General features: G+C 71.3%; 20 protein-coding genes. 4 read left to right on the top strand and 16 right to left on the bottom strand.

What is annotated here, in order from left to right; genetic code table 11:
* Positions 1-37 precede the first annotated feature (37 nt).
* Both ACIBA9_RS20495 and ACIBA9_RS20500 read left to right on the top strand, forming a co-directional pair.
* Positions 38-865, top strand: coding sequence for a peptidylprolyl isomerase (locus tag ACIBA9_RS20495; RefSeq protein ID WP_399364821.1), 828 nt, complete (start codon positions 38-40; stop codon positions 863-865).
* Positions 866-1020: 155 nt separating this feature from the next.
* Positions 1021-2250 carry a DUF349 domain-containing protein gene (locus tag ACIBA9_RS20500; protein ID WP_399364823.1) on the top strand — a complete coding sequence of 410 codons (1230 nt, stop codon included), beginning with the start codon at positions 1021-1023 and terminating at the stop codon, positions 2248-2250.
* A gap of 93 nt (positions 2251-2343) precedes the next feature.
* On the opposite strand, the gene ACIBA9_RS20505 is transcribed toward ACIBA9_RS20500, so the two are convergent.
* The 15 genes from ACIBA9_RS20505 to pgsA all read right to left on the bottom strand — a co-directional run bounded on the left by ACIBA9_RS20505 (position 2344) and on the right by pgsA (position 17897).
* Positions 2344-4914 carry a RelA/SpoT family protein gene (locus ACIBA9_RS20505; protein WP_399364825.1) on the bottom strand — a complete coding sequence of 857 codons (2571 nt, stop codon included), beginning with the start codon at positions 4912-4914 and terminating at the stop codon, positions 2344-2346.
* A gap of 294 nt (positions 4915-5208) precedes the next feature.
* Entirely contained in the window at positions 5209-5748 is a 540-nt protein-coding gene (locus tag ACIBA9_RS20510; RefSeq protein ID WP_399364827.1) for an adenine phosphoribosyltransferase, read from the bottom strand.
* Positions 5745-6839 (bottom strand): protein translocase subunit SecF, encoded by a 1095-nt coding sequence (secF, locus tag ACIBA9_RS20515; RefSeq protein ID WP_399364829.1) that lies wholly within the window; start codon positions 6837-6839, stop codon positions 5745-5747. The genes ACIBA9_RS20510 and secF overlap by 4 nt, the downstream gene beginning before the upstream one ends.
* Before the next feature lie 3 nt (positions 6840-6842).
* Complete coding sequence (secD, locus tag ACIBA9_RS20520) at positions 6843-8627, bottom strand: protein translocase subunit SecD (RefSeq protein WP_399364831.1); 1785 nt, start codon at positions 8625-8627, stop codon at positions 6843-6845.
* A 142-nt stretch (positions 8628-8769) separates the two neighbouring features.
* The gene (yajC, locus tag ACIBA9_RS20525; RefSeq protein WP_399364833.1) at positions 8770-9297 is read right to left on the bottom strand and encodes a preprotein translocase subunit YajC; all 528 of its coding nucleotides are present in this window, start codon (positions 9295-9297) and stop codon (positions 8770-8772) included.
* A 177-nt stretch (positions 9298-9474) separates the two neighbouring features.
* On the bottom strand, positions 9475-10554 hold the full coding sequence (ruvB, locus tag ACIBA9_RS20530) for a Holliday junction branch migration DNA helicase RuvB (RefSeq protein WP_362159921.1): 1080 nt from the start codon (positions 10552-10554) through the stop codon (positions 9475-9477).
* Positions 10555-10579: 25 nt separating this feature from the next.
* Positions 10580-11185 (bottom strand): Holliday junction branch migration protein RuvA, encoded by a 606-nt coding sequence (gene ruvA / locus ACIBA9_RS20535; RefSeq protein WP_399364835.1) that lies wholly within the window; start codon positions 11183-11185, stop codon positions 10580-10582.
* A complete protein-coding gene (gene ruvC / locus ACIBA9_RS20540; protein ID WP_399364837.1) occupies positions 11182-11721 on the bottom strand; it encodes a crossover junction endodeoxyribonuclease RuvC in 540 nt (179 codons plus the stop codon). Before ruvC ends, ruvA begins: the two co-directional genes overlap by 4 nt.
* 136 nt (positions 11722-11857) lie before the next feature.
* Positions 11858-12610 (bottom strand): YebC/PmpR family DNA-binding transcriptional regulator, encoded by a 753-nt coding sequence (locus tag ACIBA9_RS20545; protein WP_399364839.1) that lies wholly within the window; start codon positions 12608-12610, stop codon positions 11858-11860.
* Between the two features lie 79 nt (positions 12611-12689).
* Entirely contained in the window at positions 12690-13298 is a 609-nt protein-coding gene (gene pdxT, locus ACIBA9_RS20550) for a pyridoxal 5'-phosphate synthase glutaminase subunit PdxT (protein ID WP_399364841.1), read from the bottom strand.
* A 9-nt stretch (positions 13299-13307) separates the two neighbouring features.
* On the bottom strand, positions 13308-14213 hold the full coding sequence (gene pdxS, locus ACIBA9_RS20555) for a pyridoxal 5'-phosphate synthase lyase subunit PdxS (protein WP_362159931.1): 906 nt from the start codon (positions 14211-14213) through the stop codon (positions 13308-13310).
* Positions 14214-14350: 137 nt separating this feature from the next.
* Complete coding sequence (locus ACIBA9_RS20560) at positions 14351-14893, bottom strand: hypothetical protein (protein WP_399364843.1); 543 nt, start codon at positions 14891-14893, stop codon at positions 14351-14353.
* Between the two features lie 207 nt (positions 14894-15100).
* Positions 15101-16264, bottom strand: coding sequence for a glycosyltransferase family 4 protein (locus ACIBA9_RS20565; RefSeq protein ID WP_399364845.1), 1164 nt, complete (start codon positions 16262-16264; stop codon positions 15101-15103).
* A complete protein-coding gene (locus tag ACIBA9_RS20570) occupies positions 16261-17169 on the bottom strand; it encodes a phosphatidylinositol mannoside acyltransferase (RefSeq protein WP_399364847.1) in 909 nt (302 codons plus the stop codon). The genes ACIBA9_RS20565 and ACIBA9_RS20570 overlap by 4 nt, the downstream gene beginning before the upstream one ends.
* Complete coding sequence (pgsA, locus tag ACIBA9_RS20575; RefSeq protein ID WP_399364849.1) at positions 17166-17897, bottom strand: phosphatidylinositol phosphate synthase; 732 nt, start codon at positions 17895-17897, stop codon at positions 17166-17168. The genes ACIBA9_RS20570 and pgsA overlap by 4 nt, the downstream gene beginning before the upstream one ends.
* Before the next feature lie 268 nt (positions 17898-18165).
* On the opposite strand from pgsA, the gene ACIBA9_RS20580 reads away from it, so the two are divergent.
* Together ACIBA9_RS20580 and ACIBA9_RS20585 are read left to right on the top strand one after the other, a co-directional pair.
* Entirely contained in the window at positions 18166-20364 is a 2199-nt protein-coding gene (locus ACIBA9_RS20580) for an elongation factor G-like protein EF-G2 (protein WP_399364851.1), read from the top strand.
* A 212-nt stretch (positions 20365-20576) separates the two neighbouring features.
* A complete protein-coding gene (locus tag ACIBA9_RS20585; RefSeq protein WP_362159942.1) occupies positions 20577-22223 on the top strand; it encodes a hypothetical protein in 1647 nt (548 codons plus the stop codon).
* A 30-nt stretch (positions 22224-22253) separates the two neighbouring features.
* Here ACIBA9_RS20585 and ACIBA9_RS20590 read toward each other — a convergent pair whose 3' ends face one another.
* A complete protein-coding gene (locus ACIBA9_RS20590) occupies positions 22254-22811 on the bottom strand; it encodes an HIT family protein (protein WP_399364853.1) in 558 nt (185 codons plus the stop codon).
* Between the last annotated feature and the right edge of the window lie 28 nt (positions 22812-22839).

Consider the following 22839-nt stretch of genomic DNA (forward strand, 5'->3'; position numbering starts at 1 on the left):
ACCGCTCGACACACGACACGCATGAGGAGACAACCCGGTGGTCAGCCAGGAGCAGCGGCGGCGTCAGCTCGCCCGGGAGAAGTTCTTGCGGCAGCAGCAGCGGCGTACCCAGGCGCGGCGCAAGGCCCGGCTGCGCAACTCCGTGATCGCGTCGGTACTGGGCGTGGTCGTGATCGGCAGTGTCGCGCTGTACGCGACCGGTGTGCTCAAGAACGACGACAAGAAGGTCAACGCGAGCGCCGAGACCACGCCCAGCGCGACGCCCAGCAAGGCGCCGGACCCGTGCGCGAAGCCCGCGGCGGGCTCGGTGAAGAAGCTGAGCTGGAAGAAGGAGCCGGCGATGACCATCGACACGTCGGCGAAGTACACGATGAAGCTCGCGACGACGTGCGGTGACATCGGTATCGCGCTCAAGACGTCGGCGGCCCCGCACACGGTGAACTCGTTCGACTTCCTCGCCGGCAAGGGCTTCTTCGACCACACGAAGTGCCACCGTCTCACCGCGCAGGACATCTACGTGCTCCAGTGCGGCGACCCGCAGGGCAGCGGGATGGGCGGGCCCGGCTACACGATCCCGGACGAGAATCTCAAGGACAAGAGCCTGAAGGGCAACTCGTACCCGGCGGGCACGGTGGCGATGGCCAACACGGGCCAGAAGCACACGGGCGGCAGCCAGTTCTTCCTCGTGTACAAGGACAGCCCGCTGCCGCCGAAGTACACCCCGTTCGGCACGATCGACGCCGGGGGCATGAAGGTGCTGCAGAAGATCGCGGCCGCCGGTGCCCAGCCGGCCGACCCGACCTCGCAGAACACCGCTCCGAACGCGACCGTGGTGATCAACAAGGCGACCGTCACCAAGTCCTGACGCCGCCGTAAACCCGACAACTGCCAACTGCGGAATTTCGGTCGCGCTGGATGCGGACAGGCAACCCGCCGGTCGCCTATGTTGGCCGTGACGAAACTGTGGACGATGCCCGGGGGTGCTGAGGCCCGCCGCAGGCATCATGTGGAGGAGGCGCTGTGAGCAGCGACCCGTGGGGCCGCGTCGACGAGACGGGGACCGTGTACGTGCGTACGGCCGACGGCGAGCAGGTCGTCGGTTCCTGGGCGGCCGGCTCCCCTGAGGAGGCGCTTGCCTACTTCGAACGCAAGTACGAGGGCCTGGTTGTCGAGATCGGCCTCCTCGAAAAGCGCGTGCAGACCACCGATCTGTCGACCAAGGACGCCCAGGCCGCCGTCGGCCACCTGCGTGAGCAGATCGACGCGCATCACGCGGTCGGCGACCTGGACGCGCTGCGCGGGCGGCTGGACAAGCTCGTGGAGACCGTCGAGGCGCGCCGCGAGGAGCGCAAGCAGCAGCGGGCCAAGCAGTCCGACGAGGCTCGCAGGTCCAAGGAGGCGCTGGTCTCGGAGGCCGAGCAGCTGGCGCAGTCCGACCAGTGGCGGGCCGCCGGTGAGCGGCTGCGCGCGCTGGTGGACACCTGGAAGGGGCTGCCGCGTCTGGACCGCAAGTCCGACGACGAGCTGTGGCACCGCTTCTCGCATGCCCGGTCGGCGTTCTCCAAGCGTCGCAAGGCCCACTTCGCGCAGCTGGACGCGCAGCGCGAGGAGGCCCGGCGGATCAAGGAGCGGCTGGTCGCCGAGGCCGAGGCGCTGTCCGGCTCGACCGACTGGGGCCCGACGGCGGCCGGCTACCGCGACCTGATGGCGCAGTGGAAGGCCGCGGGCCGCGCCCAGCGCGAGCACGAGGACGACCTGTGGAACCGCTTCCGCGGCGCGCAGGACGTGTTCTTCGCCGCCCGCAGCTCGGTCTTCGCCGAGCGGGACGCGGAGCAGACGGAGAACCTGAAGCTGAAGGAGGAGCTGGCCGAGGAGGCCGAGAAGCTCCTGCCGATCACGGATCTGAAGGCCTCGCGGGCCGCCTTCCGCTCGATCAACGAGCGCTGGGAGGCCATCGGACACGTCCCGCGGGACGCGCGCCCGAAGGTCGAGGGCCGGATGCACACCGTCGAGCGGGCGCTCCAGGAGGCCGAGGAAGCCGAGTGGCGCCGCACCAACCCGGAGGCACGCGCGCGTGCCGAGGGTCTGACCGGCCAGCTTCAGGCCGCCGTGGACAAGCTGACGGCTCAGATCGAGCAGGCGCGCGCCCAGGGCAACAACGCCCGGGCCGACAAGCTGGAGCGTGAGCTGGAGGGCCGCCGGGCACTGCTGGACCAGGCTCTCAAGGGCCTGCAGGAGTTCGGCGGCTGATCCCGCCGCATCCCGCGCCGACCGCGCGAAAGGGCCCCGTACCGACGTACGGGGCCCTTTCGCGTGCCGCTTACCGCCCGGGGACGACAGGCCCTAGGACCGGCTGCGGCCCGAGGTGACGCGGTAGACGTCGTACACGCCCTCGACGCCCCGGACGGCCTTCAGGACGTGGCCGAGGTGCTTGGGGTCGCCCATCTCGAAGGTGAACCGGGAGGTGGCCACCCGGTCGCGGGAGGTCTGGACGGCCGCCGAGAGGATGTTGACGTGCTGGTCGGACAGGACGCGGGTGACGTCCGACAGCAGCCTGGAGCGGTCCAGCGCCTCGACCTGTATGGCGACGAGGAAGACCGAGGACTGGGTGGGCGCCCACTCGACGTCGAGGATGCGCTCCGGTTCACGGGACAGCGAGTCCACGTTGACGCAGTCGCTGCGGTGAACCGATACGCCACTGCCGCGCGTGACGAAACCGATGATGGGGTCGCCGGGCACGGGCGTGCAGCAGCGGGCCAGCTTGACCCAGACGTCGTCGACGCCCTTGACCACCACGCCGGGGTCGGCGTTGGAGCGCCGCTTGCGGCCGCGCCCGCGGGACGGCGGCACCGACTCGTCGATCTCCTCGGTGGCGGCCTCCTCGCCGCCGAGGGCCTGTACGAGCTTCTGCACGATGTTCGGCGCGGAGACATGCCCCTCGCCGATCGCCGCGTACAGCGCGGAGATGTCCGAGTAGCGCATCTCGTGCGCCAGCGTGACCAGCGAGTCGCCGGTGAGGATGCGCTGGATCGGCAGGTTCTGCTTGCGCATCGCCCGGACGATGGCGTCCTTGCCGTGCTCGATCGCCTCGTCCCGGCGTTCCTTGGAGAACCAGGCCCGGATCTTGTTGCGCGCCCGGGGGGACTTGACGAAGCCGAGCCAGTCGCGTGACGGCCCGGCACCGGCCGCCTTGGACGTGAAGACCTCGACCAGGTCGCCGTTGTCCAGGGTCGACTCGAGCGGTACGAGGCGGCCGTTGACCCGCGCTCCTATGGTGCGGTGGCCGACCTCGGTGTGCACGGCGTAGGAGAAGTCGACCGGGGTGGCGCCCGCCGGCAGGGCGATGACGTCGCCCTTCGGCGTGAAGACGAAGACCTCGTTGCGCGACAGGTCGAAGCGCAGGGACTCCAGGAACTCGCCCGGGTCCTCCGTCTCCTTCTGCCAGTCCAGCAGCTGCCGCAGCCACGCCATGTCGTTGAGGTGGTCGTCCTTGCCGGTGCTGCGGGGCGCGTCGGAGCGCACCTTGGAGGCACCGGCGACGGCCTCCTGCTTGTACTTCCAGTGCGCGGCGATGCCGTACTCGGCGCGGCGGTGCATGTCGAAGGTGCGGATCTGCAGCTCGACCGGCTTGCCGTTGGGGCCGATCACCGTCGTGTGCAGCGACTGGTACATGTTGAACTTGGGCATCGCGATGTAGTCCTTGAACCGGCCGGGGACCGGGTTCCATCGCGCATGCACGGTGCCGAGGGCGGCGTAGCAGTCGCGGACCGTGTCGACGAGGACGCGGATGCCCACCAGGTCGTAGATCTCCGCGAAGTCACGGCCGCGGACGATCATCTTCTGGTAGACGCTGTAGTAGTGCTTCGGGCGGCCGGTGACGGTCGCCTTGATCCGGGCGGCCCGCAGGTCGGCCTGGACCTCGTCGGTCACTATGGCCAGATACTCGTCGCGCTTGGGCGCCCGTTCGGCCACCAGCCGTACGATCTCGTCGTACATCTTGGGGTAGAGGATCGCGAAGGCGAGGTCCTCCAGTTCCCACTTGATGGTGTTCATGCCGAGGCGGTGGGCGAGCGGAGCGTAGATCTCCAGCGTCTCGCGCGCCTTCTTCTCCTGCTTCTCGCGCTTGAGATAGCGCATGGTGCGCATGTTGTGCAGGCGGTCGGCGAGCTTGATGACCAGGACGCGGGGGTCCTTGGCCATGGCGACGACCATCTTGCGCACGGTCTCGGCCTGCGCGGCCTCGCCGAACTTGACCTTGTCGAGCTTGGTGACGCCGTCCACGAGCAGGGCGACGACGTCGCCGAAGTCCCGGCGCAGGTCGTCCAGGCCGTACTCGGTGTCCTCGACGGTGTCGTGCAGCAGCCCCGCCATCAGGGTGGCCGGGTCCATGCCCAGCTCGGCGAGGATGGTGGTGACGGCGAGCGGGTGGGTGATGTACGGGTCGCCGCTCTTGCGCTTCTGGCCGCGATGCCAGCGCTCGGCGACCTGGTAGGCCCGCTCGATCTGGCGCAGCGTGGCGTTCTCGATCTTGGGGTCGTTGCTGCGGACTATCCGCAGCAACGGCTCCAGGACGGGGTTGTACGGGTTCGCGCGCTGCACGCCGAGACGGGCGAGACGGGCGCGCACACGGTTGGAGGAGCCGCTGCGGGCCGACGGGGCGGCGGGCTGGCGCACCACCGGCGGCTGCGCCGGGCGCTCGGGCGACGATCCGCCCGGCCGGGCGGGGTCGGGGGACGGTTTGGGGCGGGACGCCTCGGGGCTCTTCTCGACGGGCGCGGCCTGGGCGTGCTCGACCGCCCCGCGAGCGTCGTTCTTCGCGTTCTTCGCGTGCGACGCGTTCGGTGCGGGCTTGGCCCCGGGCGCCGAGGCGGGCTCGGGCTTGGCGGCGGTCAGTGGCTGGGCCTCGTCTGGCAAGAGGACTCCTCGTGCGCGATCCGGGTCCCCCGGTCAGGCTCCGGAGATCCCATGGTAGCGAGCCTGCGCCTGGTCATCGCCTTCAGGCGGACGCCTCCGGCGGATGTGAGGACCGTGTACCCACCAAACACCAAAGCCTCCCGTGGGATTCCGGCAGGTGTCCTCGGGGATCCCGCGGGCGCGCGGCACCCGTCCTCGGGGGCCGCCGAGCCCGGGAACGACCGACGGCCGCCCCGGTGAGCCCGGGGCGGCCGTCGGTCGTGCGTGCCGTGAGTGACGTGGCCGGCGTGGGTGTCAGACCTGGAGCAGGGCTTCCACCGGCGCTCCGGCCAGGGCCGGCTCCAGTCGGGCGCGGCCGCGCAGGAAGCCCAGCTCCATCAGGACCGCCACACCGCAGACCTCGGCGCCGGCGCGCTGGATGAGCTGTACGGCCGCCTCCGCGGTGCCGCCGGTGGCAAGGACGTCGTCCACGATCAGGACGCGGTCGCCGGCGGCCAGGTCCTCGGCGTGCACCTCGATCTCGGCCGAGCCGTACTCCAGCTCGTAGGCCTGCCGCAGGGTCGCGCCGGGCAGCTTGCCCGCCTTGCGGACCGGGATGAACCCGAGGCCGGCGCGGACCGCGACCGGGGCGCCCAGGATAAAGCCGCGGGCCTCCAGGCCGACGACCTTGGTCGCGCCGGTGTTCGCGGCGATCTCGGCCAGCGTGTCGGTCAGGGCCGTGAACGCGGCGGGATCCGCCAGGAGCGGGGTGATGTCCTTGAACATCACGCCCGGCTCCGGGTAGTCCGCGACGTCGCGGATCCGGCTGAGCAGCAGGTCCTGGATGCCGGTCATCGGCGCTTCCCCGAGGGTCGGCCGCGGCCCCGGGTACGGGACGCGGGCTGGTTGCGCGGGCCCACGACGGCGGGAGCCGCGTCGTCCGAGTCGTCGGCGTCGCCGTCGGCGGGGTCCGCCTCCGCCTGGGCGCGCTTGGCGAGCACCCGCTTGGTGAGGGCCTTCATCGCCGGCTCGCGCTCCTTGAGGTCGGCGACGAGCGGCGTGGCGATGAAGATCGAGGAGTACGCACCGGCCGCGAGGCCGACGAACAGCGACAGCGAGATGTCGTTCAGCGTGCCGGCCCCGAGGAAGCCACCACCGATGAACAGCAGACCGGCGACCGGCAGCAGGGCGACGACCGTGGTGTTGATCGAGCGGACCAGCGTGCCGTTGATCGACCGGTTGGCGATGTCGCTGTAGGTGAAGCGGGTCTGCTTGGTGATGTCCTTCGTCTGCTCCTTGAGACTGTCGAAGACGACGACCGTGTCGTAGAGCGAGTAACCGAGGATGGTCAGCAGACCGATGACCGTACCGGGCGTGACCTCGAAGCCCACCAGGGCGTAGATGCCGGTGGTGATGGTGATGTCGTGGATCAGCGCGACCAGCGCCGCGATGGCCATGCGCCATTCGAACGCGATCGCCAGGTAGATCACCACGAGGACCATGAAGATGGCCAGGCCCTCCCAGGCCTTGTTGGCGATCTGCTCGCCCCAGCTCGGGCCGACCAGGTCGGCGTTGAGCTTCTCGGGGTTGAGCCCCAGGTCCTTGGCCAGCTCCTGCTTGATCCTGTCGGACTGGTCCGTCTCGATGCCGGCGATCTGGATCCGCAGGCTGCCGTTGCCCAGCTTCTGCACGATCGCCTCGTGGCCGGAGGCGTCCTTGGCGTAACGCTCCGCCTGGGCCACCGAGGCGCTCATCTTGGTGGGCGTCGTGAAGACGGCACCGCCCTGGAACTCGATGCCCATGTTCAGGCCGCGCACCGCCAGGCCGACGATGGCCGTGATGGTGATCAGGATCGAGACGCCGTACCAGATCTTGCGCTTGCCGATGAAGTCGTAAGAGATCTCGCCGCGGTGCAGCCTGGCGCCGAGGTTGCCGAGTTTCGACATCGCTCAGGCCTCCTTCGGGTCGACGGGGCCGGAGGCGGGACCGGCGGGACGGCGGGTGCGGCGCAGCGGCGGCTTGGCGCCCAGGCCCTTCGGGTCGAGTCCCGACCACTTGTGGCCGCCGGCGAAGAACTTGCGGCGCGCGAGGAGCGTCATCAGCGGCTTGGTGAACAGGAAGACCACGACGACGTCCAGCAGGGTGGTCAGACCCAGGGTGAACGCGAAGCCCTGCACCTTTCCGACGGTGACGATGAACAGCACCGCGGCGGCCAGGAAGGAGACGAAGTCGGAGACGAGGATGGTGCGCCGGGCGCGCGGCCAGGCCCGCTCCACCGCGGGGCGCAGCGTGCGGCCCTCGCGGATCTCGTCCCGGATGCGTTCGAAGTACACGATGAACGAGTCCGCGGTGATACCGATGGCGACGATGGCACCGCAGACGGCCGGCAGGTTCAGCGCGAAGCCGATGGCGGGGCCGAGCAGCGACATGATCACGTAGGTGAGGATCGCCGAGACCAGCAGGGACGCCATGGCGACGAGCGACAGACCGCGGTAGTAGACCACCAGGTACAGCACGACCAGCGCGAGGCCGATGGCGCCGGCGAGCAGACCGGCGTGCAGCTGCTCACCGCCGAGCGCGGCGGTGACGGTGGTGACGGACTGCTCCTGGAAGGAGAGCGGCAGGGCTCCGTAGGACAGCACGTTGGCGAGGCTCTGTGCCTCCTGCTGCGTGAAGCTGCCGGAGATCTCCGCCTGGCCGCCGGTGATGGCCTGCTGCACGAAGGGGCTGGAGACGACCTCGCCGTCCAGGACGATGCCGAACTCGTTCTGCGGCGACTGCTTCGTGGCGAGCTGGCCGGTGATGTCGGCGAACTTCTTGGACCCGCCACCGGTGAAGGTCATCTGGACCTGCCAGCCGGAGCCGCCCTGCGTGTCGAAGATGGCCTGCGCCTTCTTCACCTCGGTGCCGTCCACGGCGGCCGGGCCGAGCAGGTACTTGTACCAGATCTTCTTGTTCTGGCCGCAGGCCACGGTGGCGTCACCGGGCTTGGCCTTCTGGCCGGCGTTGGCGCGGTCGGCGGGCTTGGAGCAGTTCAGGGCCGTGTATCGGGCCTGGAGCTTGGAGATGTCGGCGCCGCCGGCGGAGGCCGAGGGGGTGGGCGACGGCTTGGTGCCGCCGGAGGCGGAGCTGCTCGGCGACGGGGTCGCCGCGTCGGCCTTCAGCGCGTCGGTGACGGGCCGGCCCTGGGAGGTCGCGCCGGCCGTGGGAGACGTGGAGCCCGAGGACGCCTTCGGTTGCGAGGAGCCGCTCGACGAGGGGCTCGCGCCCGGCTTCGGCGAGGAGCCGCCGCTGGGGGACGCGCTCGGCGAGGGGTTCTGCCCGGCGGGGCCGCTGGGTTCGCTGGCCAGGACCGGACGGAAGTACAGCTTGGCGGTGGTGCCGACCTGCTGCTGGGCTTCCTTGGAGTTGGTGCCCTTGGGGATGTTGACGATGATGTTGTCGCTCCCCTGGGTCTGCACCTCCGCCTCGGAGACGCCCAGGCCGTTCACACGGCGGTTCATGATGTCGACCGCGGTGTCCATGTTGGCCTTGTTGATCGCGGACCCCTGGTCGGCCTTCGCCTTGAGCGTGATGCTCGTACCACCGGCGAGGTCGATGCCGAGACGCGGAGTGGTGTGCCCGGAGGCGAACATCCCTCCGGCGAGCGCCACGATGGCGATCAGGATGAGGACCAGCGAGCGCCCTGGCTTGCTCTGGGCGCTCGCGCTTCGGCCCCTCTTAGGTGCTGCCACCTTCTCGTACTCCCTCTCGGGCCGCCCCGCGCCCGGTCGGCGCGGTCGGCCATGACATGGTGTCGGGCTCCCCTGCGGGAAACAGACGCACCCGGGGCGCGCGGGGCGCCGTCATGCCGCCGCCGCGCCTCCCGGGGCGTGACTACTTGGCGCCGGATTCGCCGTCGGACTTCTTCGACTCGTCGGCCGCCTTGGCCTCGGCCGCGTCGGCCTTGTCCTCGGCCGCCAGGATGGCGTCGTCGCCGCGCTCGGCGGCGTCCTTCTTACCGAGGTCGATCTTGTCGTCGGAGGCGGCGGCAGCGGCGGCGGGCTCGTCGGTCTCGTCGGTCTCGGTGAGGGAGGAGGCGTCGTCCGGGACGACGGCGGCGTCGGACTTCAGGTCGTGCTCGATGCCGTGCACGATGCGGTTGTACTCCTCGTCGGTGAGTACGGCGCCGATCGAGTTCTTCGCGAAGAGGAGGTCCACACCGGGACCGGCGTCGAGGAGGACCGTGTCCTCGTTGACCTCCTTGACCGTCGCGTACATCCCCCCGATCGTGCGGACGCCGGAGCCAGGCTGCATCTCGTTGCGCATCTGGGCGGCCTGGTGCTGCTTCTTCTTGGCCGAACGTGTCATCAGGAACATGGCCGCGATGAGCACGATGAAGGGGAGAAGGGTAAAGGCATTCACGGGACGGGGTTTCCTTCGCGCGACCGCGACGGAGAGCGGCCTTGGGATGGGGGTGTGGTCGGCGCCACCCGCAAGGGCGGCATCGGCGGAGTCTAAGCGAGTCCGCGCGCATGGAACAACGCTCAGCATGGCACCTGGGTTCCTGACCCGGCCAATGCCCGCGCCGTCACGAAGCGGTCACGCCCCGAACAGGTCCTGTTGTCCGGTTCCCGCGGCTTTGCCGGTCGCCGAGCCGGGGGGCGTCAGGCCCAGGTGCGCCCAGGCCGCGGGGGTGGCGACCCGGCCGCGGGGGGTGCGGGCCAGCAGTCCCTCCCGGACCAGGAACGGTTCGGCGACCTCCTCCACGGTCTCGCGCTCCTCCCCCACCGCGACGGCGAGGGTGGACAGGCCGACCGGACCGCCGCCGAACAGTTTCAGCAGGGCCCGCAGCACGGCGCGGTCGAGCCGGTCGAGGCCGCGGGGGTCGACCTCGTACACGGCGAGGGCGGCGGCGGCGATCTCCCGGGTGATCGCGCCGTCCGCCTTGACCTGCGCGTAGTCGCGCACGCGGCGCAGCAGGCGGTTGGCGATGCGGGGCGTGCCACGGGAGCGGCCGGCGATCTCGGCGGCGCCGTCCGGGTCGATCGCGACGTCCAGCAGATGCGCGGAACGGTGCACCACCCGCTGCAGTTCGTGCGGTTCGTAGAACTCCATGTGCGCGGTGAAGCCGAAGCGGTCGCGCAGCGGGGGCGGCAGCAGGCCCGCGCGGGTGGTGGCTCCGACCAGGGTGAAGGGGGGCAGTTCCAGCGGGATGGCGGTGGCACCGGGGCCCTTGCCGACGATGACGTCGACGCGGAAGTCCTCCATCGCCATGTACAGCATCTCCTCGGCGGGCCGGGACATGCGGTGGATCTCGTCGAGGAAGAGGACCTCGCCCTCCTGGAGGGAGGAGAGGATCGCGGCGAGGTCGCCGGCGTGCTGGATGGCGGGGCCGGAGGTGATGCGGATGGGGGCGGCCATCTCGGCCGCGATGATCATCGACAGGGTGGTCTTGCCGAGCCCGGGGGCGCCGGAGAGCAGCACGTGGTCCGCGGTGGCGCCACGCGCGCGTGCGGCGCGCAGGACGAGGTCGAGCTGTTCGCGGACCTTCTCCTGGCCGATGAACTCACCGAGGTCCTTGGGGCGCAGGGCGGCCTCGACGGCCTGGTCCTCCCCGTCGGCGGACGCACCGACGAGCCGCTCCTCGGCGGCGGCGTCGGTGGTGTCGTCCCAGTTCATGAATGTGCCTCGACAGTGGTTGGGGTCAGCGTGCTCGGTTCAGGGTCTGCAGGGCGGCCTTCAGCAGCAGGCCGACCTGCGGTGTGCCGCCCGCCGCCTCGGCCTGCGGGGTCACGGCGGTGACGGCCTCGTCGGCCTCGCGGGTGGCGTAGCCGAGGCCGATCAGGGCCGCGTGCAGCTGGTCGCGCCAGCCCTGGGCGACCGGGGCGCCGACCGCGGGGGCGCCGACGGGCTCGCCGAGGCGGTCCTTCAGCTCCAGCAGCAGCTTCTGGGCGCCCTTCTTGCCGATGCCCGGCACGGCGGTGAGCGCCTTCTCGTCGGCGGTGGCGACAGCCCGGCGCAGCGCGTCCGGGGAGTGCACGGCCAGCATGGCCTGGGCCAGGCGGGGGCCGACGCCGCTCGCGGTCTGCAGCAGCTCGAAGACCTGGCGTTCGTCGTCGTCGGCGAAGCCGTACAGGGTGAGCGAGTCCTCGCGCACGACGAGGGAGGTGTGCAGTTTGGCGGGCCGGCCCATGCGCAGCGTCGAGAGGGTGTTCGGCGTGCACTGGACGGCCATGCCGACGCCGCCGACCTCGACGACCGCGGCGTCGGGGGCGAGCGCGGCGACCGTGCCGCTGACGAAGGCGATCATGCCGTACGGCCTTTCGTTGCAGGGGCTCGGTGCAGGGCGACGGCCTGCTGGAGCCGGTTCTGGGCGGGGGCGCGCCAGATGTGGCAGATGGCGAGCGCGAGGGCGTCGGCGGCGTCGGCGGGCCGGGGCGGGGAGCTGAGCCGCAGCAGCCGGGTGACCATGGCGCCCACCTGTGCCTTGTCGGCGCGTCCGCTGCCGGTGACGGCGGCCTTGACCTCGCTAGGGGTGTGCAGGGCGACCGGGATGTCACGCCGGGCGGCGCACAGCATGGCGACGGCACTGGCCTGTGCGGTGCCCATGACGGTGCGGACGTTGTGCTGACTGAAGACGCGCTCGACGGCGACGAACTCGGGCCGGTGCTCGTCCAGCCACTGCTCGATGCCCTGCTCGACGGCGAGCAGCCGATGGCTGAGGTCGGCGTCCGCTGGTGTCCGGACGACTCCCACCCCGATCATCGTGAGCGGGCGCCCCGCCACCCCCTCCACGACCCCGACACCGCAGCGGGTCAGGCCGGGGTCCACCCCCATTACGCGCACGCGCCCCTCCCTTCGCTCACCTGTTTGTGCAGGCTATCGGGTGCCACTGACAACGCCGCGCACCAACGCCCGGCAAGGCGACGGGCCGACGGGGTGTCCCGTCGGCCCGTGTGACCCTGCGCAGCCCGAGGCGGCGTTACGCGTCGACCTTCTCCATGACCTCGTCGCTCACGTCGAAGTTGGCGAAGACGTTCTGCACGTCGTCGCTGTCCTCGAGGGCGTCGATCAGCTTGAAGATCTTCCTGGCGCCCTCCTCGTCCAGTTCGACCTGCATGGTCGGGACGAAGTTGGCCTCGGCGGAGTCGTAGTCGATGCCGGCGTCCTGCAGGGCGGTGCGGACCGCGACCAGGTCGGTGGCCTCGCTGAGCACCTCGAAGGACTCGCCGAGGTCGTTGACCTCCTCGGCGCCGGCGTCGAGGACGGCACCGAGCACGTCGTCCTCGGACAGCTCGCCCTTGGGGACGATGACGACGCCCTTGCGGTTGAACAGGTAGGACACCGAGCCCGGGTCGGCCATGGAGCCGCCGTTGCGGGTCATGGCGACGCGGACGTCGGAGGCGGCGCGGTTGCGGTTGTCGGTCAGGCACTCGATGAGCACCGCGACACCGTTCGGGCCGTAACCCTCGTACATGATCGTCTCGTAGTCGGCGCCACCGGCCTCGAGACCACCGCCGCGCTTGATCGCGGAGTCGATGTTCTTGTTCGGGACCGACTGCTTCTTGGCCTTCTGGACGGCGTCGTAGAGCGTCGGGTTGCCTTCGAGATCGACACCGCCCATGCGCGCCGCGACCTCGATGTTCTTGATCAGCTTCGCGAAGAGCTTGCCGCGCTTGGCATCGATCACGGCCTTCTTGTGCTTCGTCGTGGCCCATTTAGAGTGGCCGGACATCTGCCTGTCTCCTTCGCGTAACCCATCCTGTACGAACTCCCCCGGACGTGAACGGCCGGGGGGACCCCCGGAGATCCTACTAGGACTCCGGTGCCCGGTGGGCGCGCACCATGTCGACGAACAGGGAGTGGACGCGGTGGTCGCCGGTCAGCTCCGGGTGGAACGACGTGGCGAGCACGTTGCCCTGGCGGACGGCGACGATGTGGCCCTCGTGCTCGGCGAGCACCTCGGCCCCGGCGCCGACCGACTCCACCCAGGGGGCGCGGATGAAGACGCCCTCCACAGGATCGCCCGGGACGCCCCGGACGTCGACCGCGGCCTCGAACGACTCGTTCTGCCGCCCGAAGGCGTTGCGGCGCACGATCATGTCGATGCCGCCGATGGTCTCCTGGCCCGAGCGGGGGTCGAGGATTTTGTCGGCGAGCATGATCATGCCGGCGCAGGTGCCGTAGACGGGCAGGCCGTCCCGCACGCGCGCGCGGAGGGGGTCCATCACGCCGAAGAGCACGGCGAGCTTGGAGATGGTGGTGGACTCGCCACCGGGCAGGACGAGACCGTCGACCTCGGCCAGTTCCTCGGGGCGCCGCACCGGCCTGGCCACGGCGTCGGCCGCGGCCAGGGCGACGAGGTGCTCCCGGACGTCGCCCTGGAGTGCCAGGACGCCGATGACAGGGGCTTCGTTCGGCATGGGGTGCTCTTACCAGCCGCGGTTGGCGTAGCGCTCGGTCTCGGGGAGGGTGTCGCAGTTGATGCCGACCATGGCCTCGCCGAGGTTGCGGGACGCCTCCGCGATGATCTTCGGGTCGTCGTAGAAGGTGGTGGCCTTCACGATGGCGGCGGCGCGCTTGGCCGGGTCGCCGGACTTGAAGATGCCCGAGCCTACGAACACGCCCTCGGCGCCGAGCTGGCGCATCAGGGCCGCGTCGGCCGGGGTGGCGACGCCACCGGCGGAGAAGAGGACCACCGGGAGCTTGCCCAGCTCGGCGACCTCCTTGACCAGCTCGTACGGGGCGCGCAGCTCCTTGGCGGCGGCGTACAGCTCGTGGTTGTCGAAGCCGCGCAGCCGGGCGATCTCGTTCTTGATCTGGCGCAGGTGGCGGACGGCCTCGACGACGTTGCCGGTGCCGGCCTCGCCCTTGGAGCGGATCATCGCGGCGCCCTCGGCGATGCGGCGCAGGGCCTCGCCCAGGTTGGTGGCACCGCAGACGAAGGGGGTGGTGAAGGACCACTTGTCGGAGTGGTTGACCTCGTCGGCCGGGGTGAGGACCTCGGACTCGTCGATGTAGTCCACGCCGAGGGACTGCAGGACCTGGGCCTCGACGAAGTGGCCGATGCGGGACTTGGCCATGACCGGGATCGAGACGGCGTCGATGATGCCCTCGATCATGTCCGGGTCGGACATACGGGCCACGCCGCCGTCCTTGCGGATGTCGGCCGGGACCCGCTCCAGGGCCATGACCGCGACGGCGCCCGCGTCCTCGGCGATCTTCGCCTGCTCCGGCGTGACGACGTCCATGATCACGCCGCCCTTGAGCTGCTCGGCCATGCCGCGCTTCACTCGGGCGGTGCCGGTCTCGGGAGCCTGGTTGTCGATGGTGGACACGGGTGACCTCGCTGTGGTGAAAGAGGGTTTCTGCTTCCCCGAGGAAACGCGAGTGGACCAGGCCACAGCAAGGGCCAATGGAAATCCGGTGGATCCTTTTGGCCGCCGCGGTGCCTCCAGGCGCCGTGCCGAGCCGGTCAGGCGACGCGTTCGACCAGGGCGGCGGGCGGCTCGTCGTCCATCTCGTAGGCCAGCGGGAAGGGGGCGTGGCCGGCCAGCCTGAACCAGCGGACCTTGCGGTGTTCGCGGAGCCTGCGGGCGGCCCCCACGGCGTCGTTGTGGAAGCGGCGGGCCATCGGTACCCGGCGGACGGCCTCGGCCAGCTCGCGGGCCGCCTCCTCGCCTCCCGGGACGGCCCGCACGGCCTCCACCTGCTGGGAGTCCCCGAAGACCGCCCGCAGGGCCTGGCTCAGCTCACTCTCCGCGACCTCGCGCTGCTCCTCCTCGGCCTGCCGGGCGGCGTGCGCGGCCTCGTACAGCACGATCGAGGCGGCCGGGTCCAGCACGCCCGCGGTCGCCAGTTCCTGCGCCACGGAGGCCCGCCGCAGCAGCTGCGCGTCGAGCGCGGCCCGCGCGGCGTCCATCCGCACGTGCAGCCGGTCCAGCCGGCCGGCCGTCCAGCTCAGGTACACGCCGATCGCCAGGAGCGCGACAAGGATCCAGATGAGGGTTGCGGTCACGCCCGAAGGCTATCGGGACCCGCCGCGCGCGCCGCCGGCACGAAAGTCGCGGGCATGCCCGCCGGCGTCCGGCACGGCAGCCGGGCGGGGCGCCCCGTCCCGCGCGGGTCGAGCGCGGACCGCGCGGGTCGAGCGCGGACCGCGCCTCTTCACGCGCCATGCCGCCGGACCGCGGGCCGCTTCGCGCACCGCCGCCGTCGGCTGTGCTCAGTCGCGGGCGAGGCCGAAGCGGGCGCGCAGGCCCGTCGTGCGGTCGTCCGTCGCGACCGCCGCCGCACCGGCCGTGACCGTCTCGTAGACGGAGAGGATGTCGGCGCCCACCGTGGACCAGTCGAACCGCCGCACATGGGCGCTGCCGCGTTCGCGCAGCTCGGCCCGCCGCTCGGGGTCGGCCAGCAGGCGTACGGCCGCCTCGGCCAGCGCGTCGGCGTCCTCGTTGGCGAAGATCTCGCCCGCCTTGCCCTGGTCGAGGACCTGTACGAAGGCGTCGAGGTCGGAGGCGAGGACGGGGGCGCCCGCCGACATCGCCTCGACCAGGATGATGCCGAAGCTCTCACCACCGGTGTTGGGCGCGACGTAGAGGTCGACGCTGCGCAGGAAGCGCGCCTTGTCCTCGTCGCTGACCATGCCGAGGAACTCGACGCGCGCGCGCAGGTCCTTCGGCAGCTCCTCGACGGCCGCCTCCTCGTCGCCCCGCCCCGCGACCAGCAGTCGCGCGCCCGGCCGGGCGGCCAGGATCTTCGGCAGGGCCCTCATCAGGACGGGCAGGCCCTTGCGTGGCTCGTCGATGCGGCCGACGAAGCCGATGGTGTCGCCCTGCCAGGCCGGATCGGGTTCTGCCTTGGCGAAGAAGTCGACGTCGACGCCGTTGGGGATGACCACCGCGTCCCCGCCCAGGTGCTCGACCAGGGTGCGGCGGGCGTACTCGCTGACCGCGATCCGCGCGCTGATCTTCTCCAGCGCCGCCTGCAGGATCGCGTACGCGGCGATCATCGCGCGCGAACGCGGGTTGGAGGTGTGGAAGGTGGCGACGATGGGGCCCTGGGCGGCCCAGCAGGTCAGCAGGCCCAGCGACGGCGAGGTCGGCTCGTGGATGTGGACCACGTCGAAGGCGCCGTCGTGCAGCCAGCGCCGCACCCGCGCGGCCGACAGGAAACCGAAGTTCAGCCGCGCCACGGAGCCGTTGTACGGCACCGGGACCGCGCGGCCGGCCGAGACGACGTAGGGCGGCAGGGGCGTGTCGTCGTCGGCCGGGGCGAGCACGGACACCTCGTGGCCGAGGCGGATGAAGTACTCGGCGAGGTCACGGATGTGGAACTGGACGCCACCGGGCACGTCCCAGGAGTACGGGCAGACGATCCCGATTCTCACGCGGGTCCCTTCGCGGGGTCGAGGTCGGCGATCCACAGCCGCTGGAGCATGTGCCAGTCCGCCGGGTGCTCGGCGATGCCGGAGGCGAAGGCGTCGGCCAGGGCCTGGGTCATGACGGACGTCTTCTCGGCCCGCGTGCCCGACACCAGTACCTCGACCGGGGGATGCACCCGGCCCTTCATCACGGGCGAGTCGTCGTACCAGAGCGTGACCGGCAGCAGCAGGGCGCCGGTCTGCTGGGCGAGCAGCGCCGGCCCCGCGGGCATCCGCGCGCGGTCGCCGAAGAAGTCGACCTCGACCCCGGAGGAGGACAGGTCGCGGTCGGCGACCAGGCAGACCAGGCCGCCGTCGCGCAGCCGCCTGGCCAGGGTGCCGAAGGCGGAGCCGCCGCTGTGCGGGAGCACCTCCATGCCGAGGCCCTCGCGGTAGGCGACGAAGCGGTCGTACAGCGACTCGGGCTTCAGGCGCTCGGCCACCGTCGTGAACGGCGTTCGCAGCGCGGTGGTCACCCAGGCGCCGGCCAGGTCCCAGTTGGCCAGGTGCGGCAGGGCGAGGATCACGCCCTGGCCGGCGGCCAGTGCGTCGGTCAGATGGTGGAGGTCCTTGGCGGCGAAGCCCGCCGTCACGCGCTCCGGGCTCCAGGCCGGGAGACGGAAGGACTCCATCCAGTAGCGCAGATACGAGCGCATGCCCGCCCGGGACAGCTCGGCGAGGCGCTCGGGCCCCGCGTCGGGCACCACGCGCGCGTAGTTCGCCTCCAGCCGCCGTACGCCCTTGCCGCGCTGCTTCCAGGCGAGGTCGGCGATCGTGCGGCCGAGGCGGACCGCGACGGGCTCGGGGAGCTTCTTGACGGTGCTCCAGCCGACGCCGTACAGGGTGCCGGCGAGCCGTTCGGCGGTGCTCACTTCGCCGCCTCCCTCCCCGGGGACGCGCTCTCCCCGGCGGCGGCCGCCTCGGCCTCGGCGGACTCGCGGCGGACGGTGACGACCCGCTGGACCAGGGTGACGAGGCTGCCCACGGCGACGATCCACAGGGCGATCGGCAGCAGCCACTGGATGCCGGGCACGCCGAACTTGTGCAGGCCCGCGAAGCCGGCGGCGACCAGGGAGATCACCAGTCGCTCGGCGCGCTCGACGAGGCCGTTGACGGCAACCGGCAGCCCGATCGACTCGCCGCGCGCCTTGGTGTAGGACACCACCTGGCCGCTGGCCAGGCAGAAGATCGAGACGGCGCACAGGACGTTGTCGTTTCCGCCGCCCGCGTACCAGAGCGCGAAGCCGCCGAAGATGGCACCGTCGGCGACCCGGTCGAGCGTGGAGTCCAGGAAGGCGCCCCAGCGGCTGGAGCGGCCCAGCTGGCGGGCCATGTTGCCGTCGACCAGGTCGGAGAAGACGAACAGGGTGATCACGACCGTGCCCCAGAAGAACTCGCCCATGGGGTAGAAGACCAGCGCCCCCGCGACCACCCCGGCCGTGCCCAGGAGCGTGACCGTGTCGGGGCTCACGCCCCGGCGGATGAGAAACGCGGCGAACGGTGTGAGGACACGCGTGAAGAATGCACGCGCGTACTTGTTCAGCATGGCCTTCCCGACGGTCGGTGTCGCCGCGGCCCTGGTGGCCGCCGGCTGGCCCATCGTAGCCACGCAGGCGCGTGCGTGACGGGCGGGCACCCGCAGCCGCCGGCGGAACCGGTCCGTGAGGCCGCGCGCGGGATGCCCGCGACCCGAGCGCCGGCCGCGGCGCGATCGGTGGCCCCGGGTGGTGTACGCGGTCGTTCGTATGGACGCGGCGTGACGGGAGTGGAAAGCTCGAATGACCGCGGGCTTCGTCGGAGCCGCCAGTACACGCGGGTCCCGCGTGTCCGCGCCCACAGTGACCTCACCGTGCACGGGAGGCAGGATCATGGGCGACAAGTCGCAGTCACATCCCGGAGCCGCCGGCAGGGCTTTGGCGGCCGACCACCCCGCGTCCGTACGGAACGTGGTGCTGGTCGGCCACAGCGGATCGGGTAAGACGACCCTGGTGGAGGCGCTCGCGCTGACCGCCGGGGCGGTGAACCGGGCGGGCCGCGTCGAGGACGGCGGCACCGTCTCCGACCACGACGACATCGAGCACCGCCAGCAACGCTCCGTACAGCTGTCCCTGGTGCCGGTGGAATGGGACGGCATCAAGATCAACGTCCTGGACACCCCGGGGTACGCCGACTTCGTCGGAGAGCTCAGGGCCGGTCTGCGAGCGGCGGACGCGGCCCTGTTCGTCGTCTCGGCCTCGGACGGGGTGGACGGCTCGACCAGGATGGTGTGGGAGGAGTGCGCGAGCGTCGGGATGCCGCGCGCGATCGTGATCACCCACCTGGAGTCCGCGCGCGCGGACTTCGAGGAGACCACCCGCGTCTGCGCGGAGGCCTTCGGCGGCGACGACCCCGACGCCGTGCTGCCCCTGTACCTGCCGCTGCGCGGCCCGGAGGGTCCCGACGGGCACGCGCCCGTGACCGGGCTGATCGGGCTGCTGTCCCAGCAGCTGTTCGACTACTCGACCGGGGAGCGCAAGGAGTCCGAGCCCGGCGCCGACCAGCTGCCGGGCATCGAGGAGGCCCGTAACCGGCTCATCGAGGGGATCATCGCCGAGAGCGAGGACGAGACCCTGATGGACCGCTATCTGGGCGGCGAGCCGGTCGGCGTCGAGACGCTCGTGGAGGACCTGGAGCGGGCCGTCGCCCGGGGCCGCTTCTTTCCCGTGCTGGCCGCCGCGCCCGCCGCGGAGGGCGCCCGGCAGGGCCTCGGCACGGTCGAGCTGCTGGAGCTGATCACCGGTGGGTTCCCGACGCCGTTCGAGCATCCGCTGCCCGAGGTCACCACGGTCGACGGCAGCCCGCGCGAGCTGAAGCCGTGCGATATCGACGGCCCGCTCGTCGCCGAGGTCGTCAAGACCTCCTCCGACCCCTACGTGGGCCGTATCTCTCTGGTCCGGGTCTTCTCGGGCACCCTGCGCCCCGACCAGACGGTGCACGTCTCCGGGCACGGCCTGGCCGACCGCGGGCACGAGGACCACGACGTCGACGAGAGGATCGGCGCCCTGTCGATGCCCTTCGGCAAGCAGCAGCGGCCCGTCACGCAGGCCGTCGCCGGTGATCTGGTGTGCGTGGCGAAGCTGGGCCGCGCCGAGACCGGCGACACGCTCTCGGCGAAGGACGATCCGCTGCTGATGGAGCCCTGGCAGATGCCCGATCCGCTGCTGCCGCTCGCCATCGAGGCGCACAGCAAGGCGGACGAGGACAAGCTGTCCCAGGGGCTGGGCCGGCTGGTCGCCGAGGACCCCACCATGCGGCTGGAGCAGAACCAGGACACCCACCAGGTGGTCCTGTGGTGCCTCGGGGAGGCCCACGCGGACGTGGCCCTGGAGCGGCTGCGCAACCGCTACGGCGTCCAGGTCGACGTCGTACCGCACCGGGTCTCGCTGCGCGAGACGTTCGCGCACAAGGCGGCCGGGCGCGGCCGGCACGTCAAGCAGTCCGGCGGCCACGGGCAGTACGCGATCTGCGAGATCGAGGTCGAGCCGCTGCCGGGCGGCTCGGGCGTCGAGTTCGTGGACAAGGTGGTCGGCGGCGCGGTGCCCCGGCAGTTCATCCCGTCCGTGGAGAAGGGCGTGCGGGCGCAGGCCGCCAGGGGGGTGGCCGCCGGCTACCCGCTCATCGACGTCCGGATCACGCTGGTGGACGGCAAGGCGCACTCGGTGGACTCCTCCGACGCCGCCTTCCAGACCGCGGGCGCGCTGGCGCTGCGGGAGGCCGCCGGGCAGGCGAGGATCCATCTGCTGGAACCGGTGGCGGAGGTGAGCGTCCTGGTCGGCGACGACTACGTGGGCCCGGTGATGAGCGATCTGTCGAGCCGGCGCGGCCGGCTGCTCGGCACCGAACAGGTCGGTTCCGGGCGGACGTTGATCCGGGCCGAGGTGCCCGAGTTCGAGATCGGCCGGTACGCCGTGGACCTGCGCTCGCTGTCGCACGGCACGGCCCGTTTCGACCGGACGTACGCCCGGCACGAGCCGATGCCGCCGCAGATCGCCGAGCGGATCCGGGAACAGGCGGGCGACGGCGGGTAGTCGGGCCGTCCGGCTCCGGACCGGCGGGCGGGCGGCTTCGGCCGTCCGCCCGCCGGTTGTCGGTGGCGGCGGATACGCTGATGACCTGATCACGTGGTGCCGCGGCCGTCCGGTAGTGGTCCGCTGTCGAACCGGCGGCCGGCCCCACAGGTGTGCGGGGCGAGGAAGTCGGGAAGGCCGCAGGAGCGACGCCGGCGGTGATGGGGGCGGGAATGTCGTTTGGAACGGAGTGGGACGGGCCCCAGGTGCCCGTCTCGGGCGACGAGGGGCAGGCGGCGACGTCCGCGCTGGCCTCCGCCGCGTACCGGGACAGCCCGGTCGAGGAGATCAAGAAGGCGGACAACGAGTGGCACCAGTCGACCGTCAAGGCCGGTCGCATGAAGCTGTTCCGGCCGAATCTGGGTGAGGCGTTCTCGCGGGCCGTGGTCGACCGGATGCTGGCGCCCGGCCGGGGGGCGCTCATCCAGTCCTTCGGCTCCGAGCCCCAGTTCGTCGTGGAGCACTGCCTGGCGGCCAACAACATCCGCCGGGAACGCGACAACCGGCTGAGCGCCGTCACGGTCGTGTGCGGTCTGCTCTTCCTGCCCGGGTTCCTGGTGTGGCTGCTCGTCTTCCAGTTGCGGGCGTTCATCGCCAGGCGCGACGACAAGCGGGCCGGCCCGCTGGGCACCGTGCTGCTGGCCGGCGTCGGTCTGCTCGCCGCGCTGTTCCTGGTCAAGATGCCGTTCGGCGGCTTCTGGGCCTGGTATGCCCGTGCGTGCGTCGTGGTGCCGGTGCTGGGCTGGTTCTGGGCCAAGCGGATCTGTGAGAGCACCGCAGCGGATCTGCGGGTCCGCTGGCAGGGTCTGCTGTCGGGCACCAGCGTCGGCGCCAAGGTCCCCGAGGCCGTGCCGCGCGGGCCCGGCCAGACCGCCGCCGAGGATCTGCGTCAGTCCCTGGCCCGGCTGAGCGCCGAGCAGCAGTCCAACTCGGTCTTCTACGCCGGCCCCAAGGGGATACTCGGGATGGGCACCCGCTGGGGTTCCTGGCAGCTCGCCGAGGACCTGGTGCCCGCCGACTCCACCCGGGAGATCCACCCGTTCCGCAGCTGGGACGTCATACGCGCGATCCACGACCAGCTGGCCCTGCTGGAGCGCGGCCCGCTGAACACCGGCGGCTTCCCCAAGCCGTCGATACGGCACTGGATCGTCACGCCCATCGGCGAGAAGGCCGATGCGGTGTCCCGGCCCGAGGGCACGGACGTGGAGGCGTTCCAGGTCAAGCCGCACGCGATACAGGAGATCTGCAACAAGCAGCAGTTCGGCAGCGGTGACCGGCACTACCTGGGCGTGCAGTGGACGCTGTGGGACGGCCAGTTGGTCATCACGATGCTGATCACGGTGACCGTGCTGCACGAGACGCTGCGCATCGAGGTCACCGGACATGCGCTGGGGCCGGTGAACCCGCTGTTCACCACCAAGCCGACGGCGCCGACCAGGGAGGTCGCCAAGTCCCTGAAGCCGTGGGAGAACCGGACGATCAAGCTTCCCCTGGTGGACGCGGACGAGGTGGTGCGGCTCGCCGCGCGCGCCCCGCTGACCTGGTACCCGCCGCTGCTGAAGTGGCTGGGCGGCTCGCTCGGCCTGCCCGAGCCGTTCGGTCTGCGGCACGCCTGGGCCGACCAGCCGTGGCGCCACCGGTTCATGGCCGACGACGCGCTGCGCGCGGCCACGCCGGTGCTGCGGGTGGTGCACTCGGCGGCGATCAAGGTGCTGCGGGAGAACGGCGTGGACACCGAGAAGTTCGGTGCCCGCTCGGCGTTCCTCAGCGGCAACGTCCAGGACCCCACGCCCCGCAAGGCCGACGTGTACGACGCGTGAGCGGTGCCCTCGGCGGAGGGCACCGTCCGGCTACGCGCGCCAGGCCTCCGCCAGCATCGTGCGCGTGTCCGCCAGCAACTGCGGCAGCACCCTGGTGTGGCCGACCACCGGCATGAAGTTCGTGTCGCCGCCCCAGCGCGGGACGACGTGCTGGTGCAGATGGGCGGCGATGCCGGCGCCCGCCACCGTGCCCTGGTTCATCCCGATGTTGAAGCCGTGCGCGCCGGAGGCGGTGCGCAGGGCCACCATCGCCTGCTTGGTCAGCTCGGCCAGTTCGACGGTCTCCGCGGCGGTCAGCTCGGTGTAGTCGGCCACGTGCCGGTAGGGCACGGTCATCAGGTGGCCGCCGTTGTACGGGTACAGGTTGAGGACCGCGTACACGTGCTCGCCGCGGCGCACGATCAACCCGTCCTCGTCCGACTTGGCCGGGATCGAGCAGAAGGGACAGCCGTCCTCGGCTCCTGGGCCGGTCGGCTTGTTCTCGCCCTGGATGTAGGCCATCCGGTGGGGCGTCCACAGGCGCTGGAACGCGTCCTGCGTCCCCACTCCGATCTGCTGCTCCGGCTCACTCGTCATGCTACGCAGCATATTGCTTCGCCCGTTCGCGGCGTGTCGC

The sequence above is a fragment of the Streptomyces sp. NPDC051452 genome, from assembly GCF_044454765.1.
GTDB lineage: Bacteria > Actinomycetota > Actinomycetes > Streptomycetales > Streptomycetaceae > Streptomyces.

Bases quoted from the DNA above. Each gene is read 5' to 3' on its own strand.
- ACIBA9_RS20580 (WP_399364851.1), top strand. From the start codon at position 18,166: ATGGGCGACAAGTCGCAGTCACATCCCGGAGCCGCCGGCAGGGCTTTG.
- ruvA (WP_399364835.1), bottom strand. From the start codon at position 11,185: ATGATCGCCTTCGTCAGCGGCACGGTCGCCGCGCTCGCCCCCGACGCC.
- ACIBA9_RS20585 (WP_362159942.1), top strand. From the start codon at position 20,577: ATGTCGTTTGGAACGGAGTGGGACGGGCCCCAGGTGCCCGTCTCGGGC.
- secF (WP_399364829.1), bottom strand. From the start codon at position 6,839: ATGTCGAAACTCGGCAACCTCGGCGCCAGGCTGCACCGCGGCGAGATC.
- ACIBA9_RS20510 (WP_399364827.1), bottom strand. From the start codon at position 5,748: ATGACCGGCATCCAGGACCTGCTGCTCAGCCGGATCCGCGACGTCGCG.
- ruvB (WP_362159921.1), bottom strand. From the start codon at position 10,554: ATGAACTGGGACGACACCACCGACGCCGCCGCCGAGGAGCGGCTCGTC.
- ACIBA9_RS20545 (WP_399364839.1), bottom strand. From the start codon at position 12,610: ATGTCCGGCCACTCTAAATGGGCCACGACGAAGCACAAGAAGGCCGTG.
- pgsA (WP_399364849.1), bottom strand. From the start codon at position 17,897: ATGGGCCAGCCGGCGGCCACCAGGGCCGCGGCGACACCGACCGTCGGG.
- ACIBA9_RS20590 (WP_399364853.1), bottom strand. From the start codon at position 22,811: ATGCTGCGTAGCATGACGAGTGAGCCGGAGCAGCAGATCGGAGTGGGG.
- pdxT (WP_399364841.1), bottom strand. From the start codon at position 13,298: ATGCCGAACGAAGCCCCTGTCATCGGCGTCCTGGCACTCCAGGGCGAC.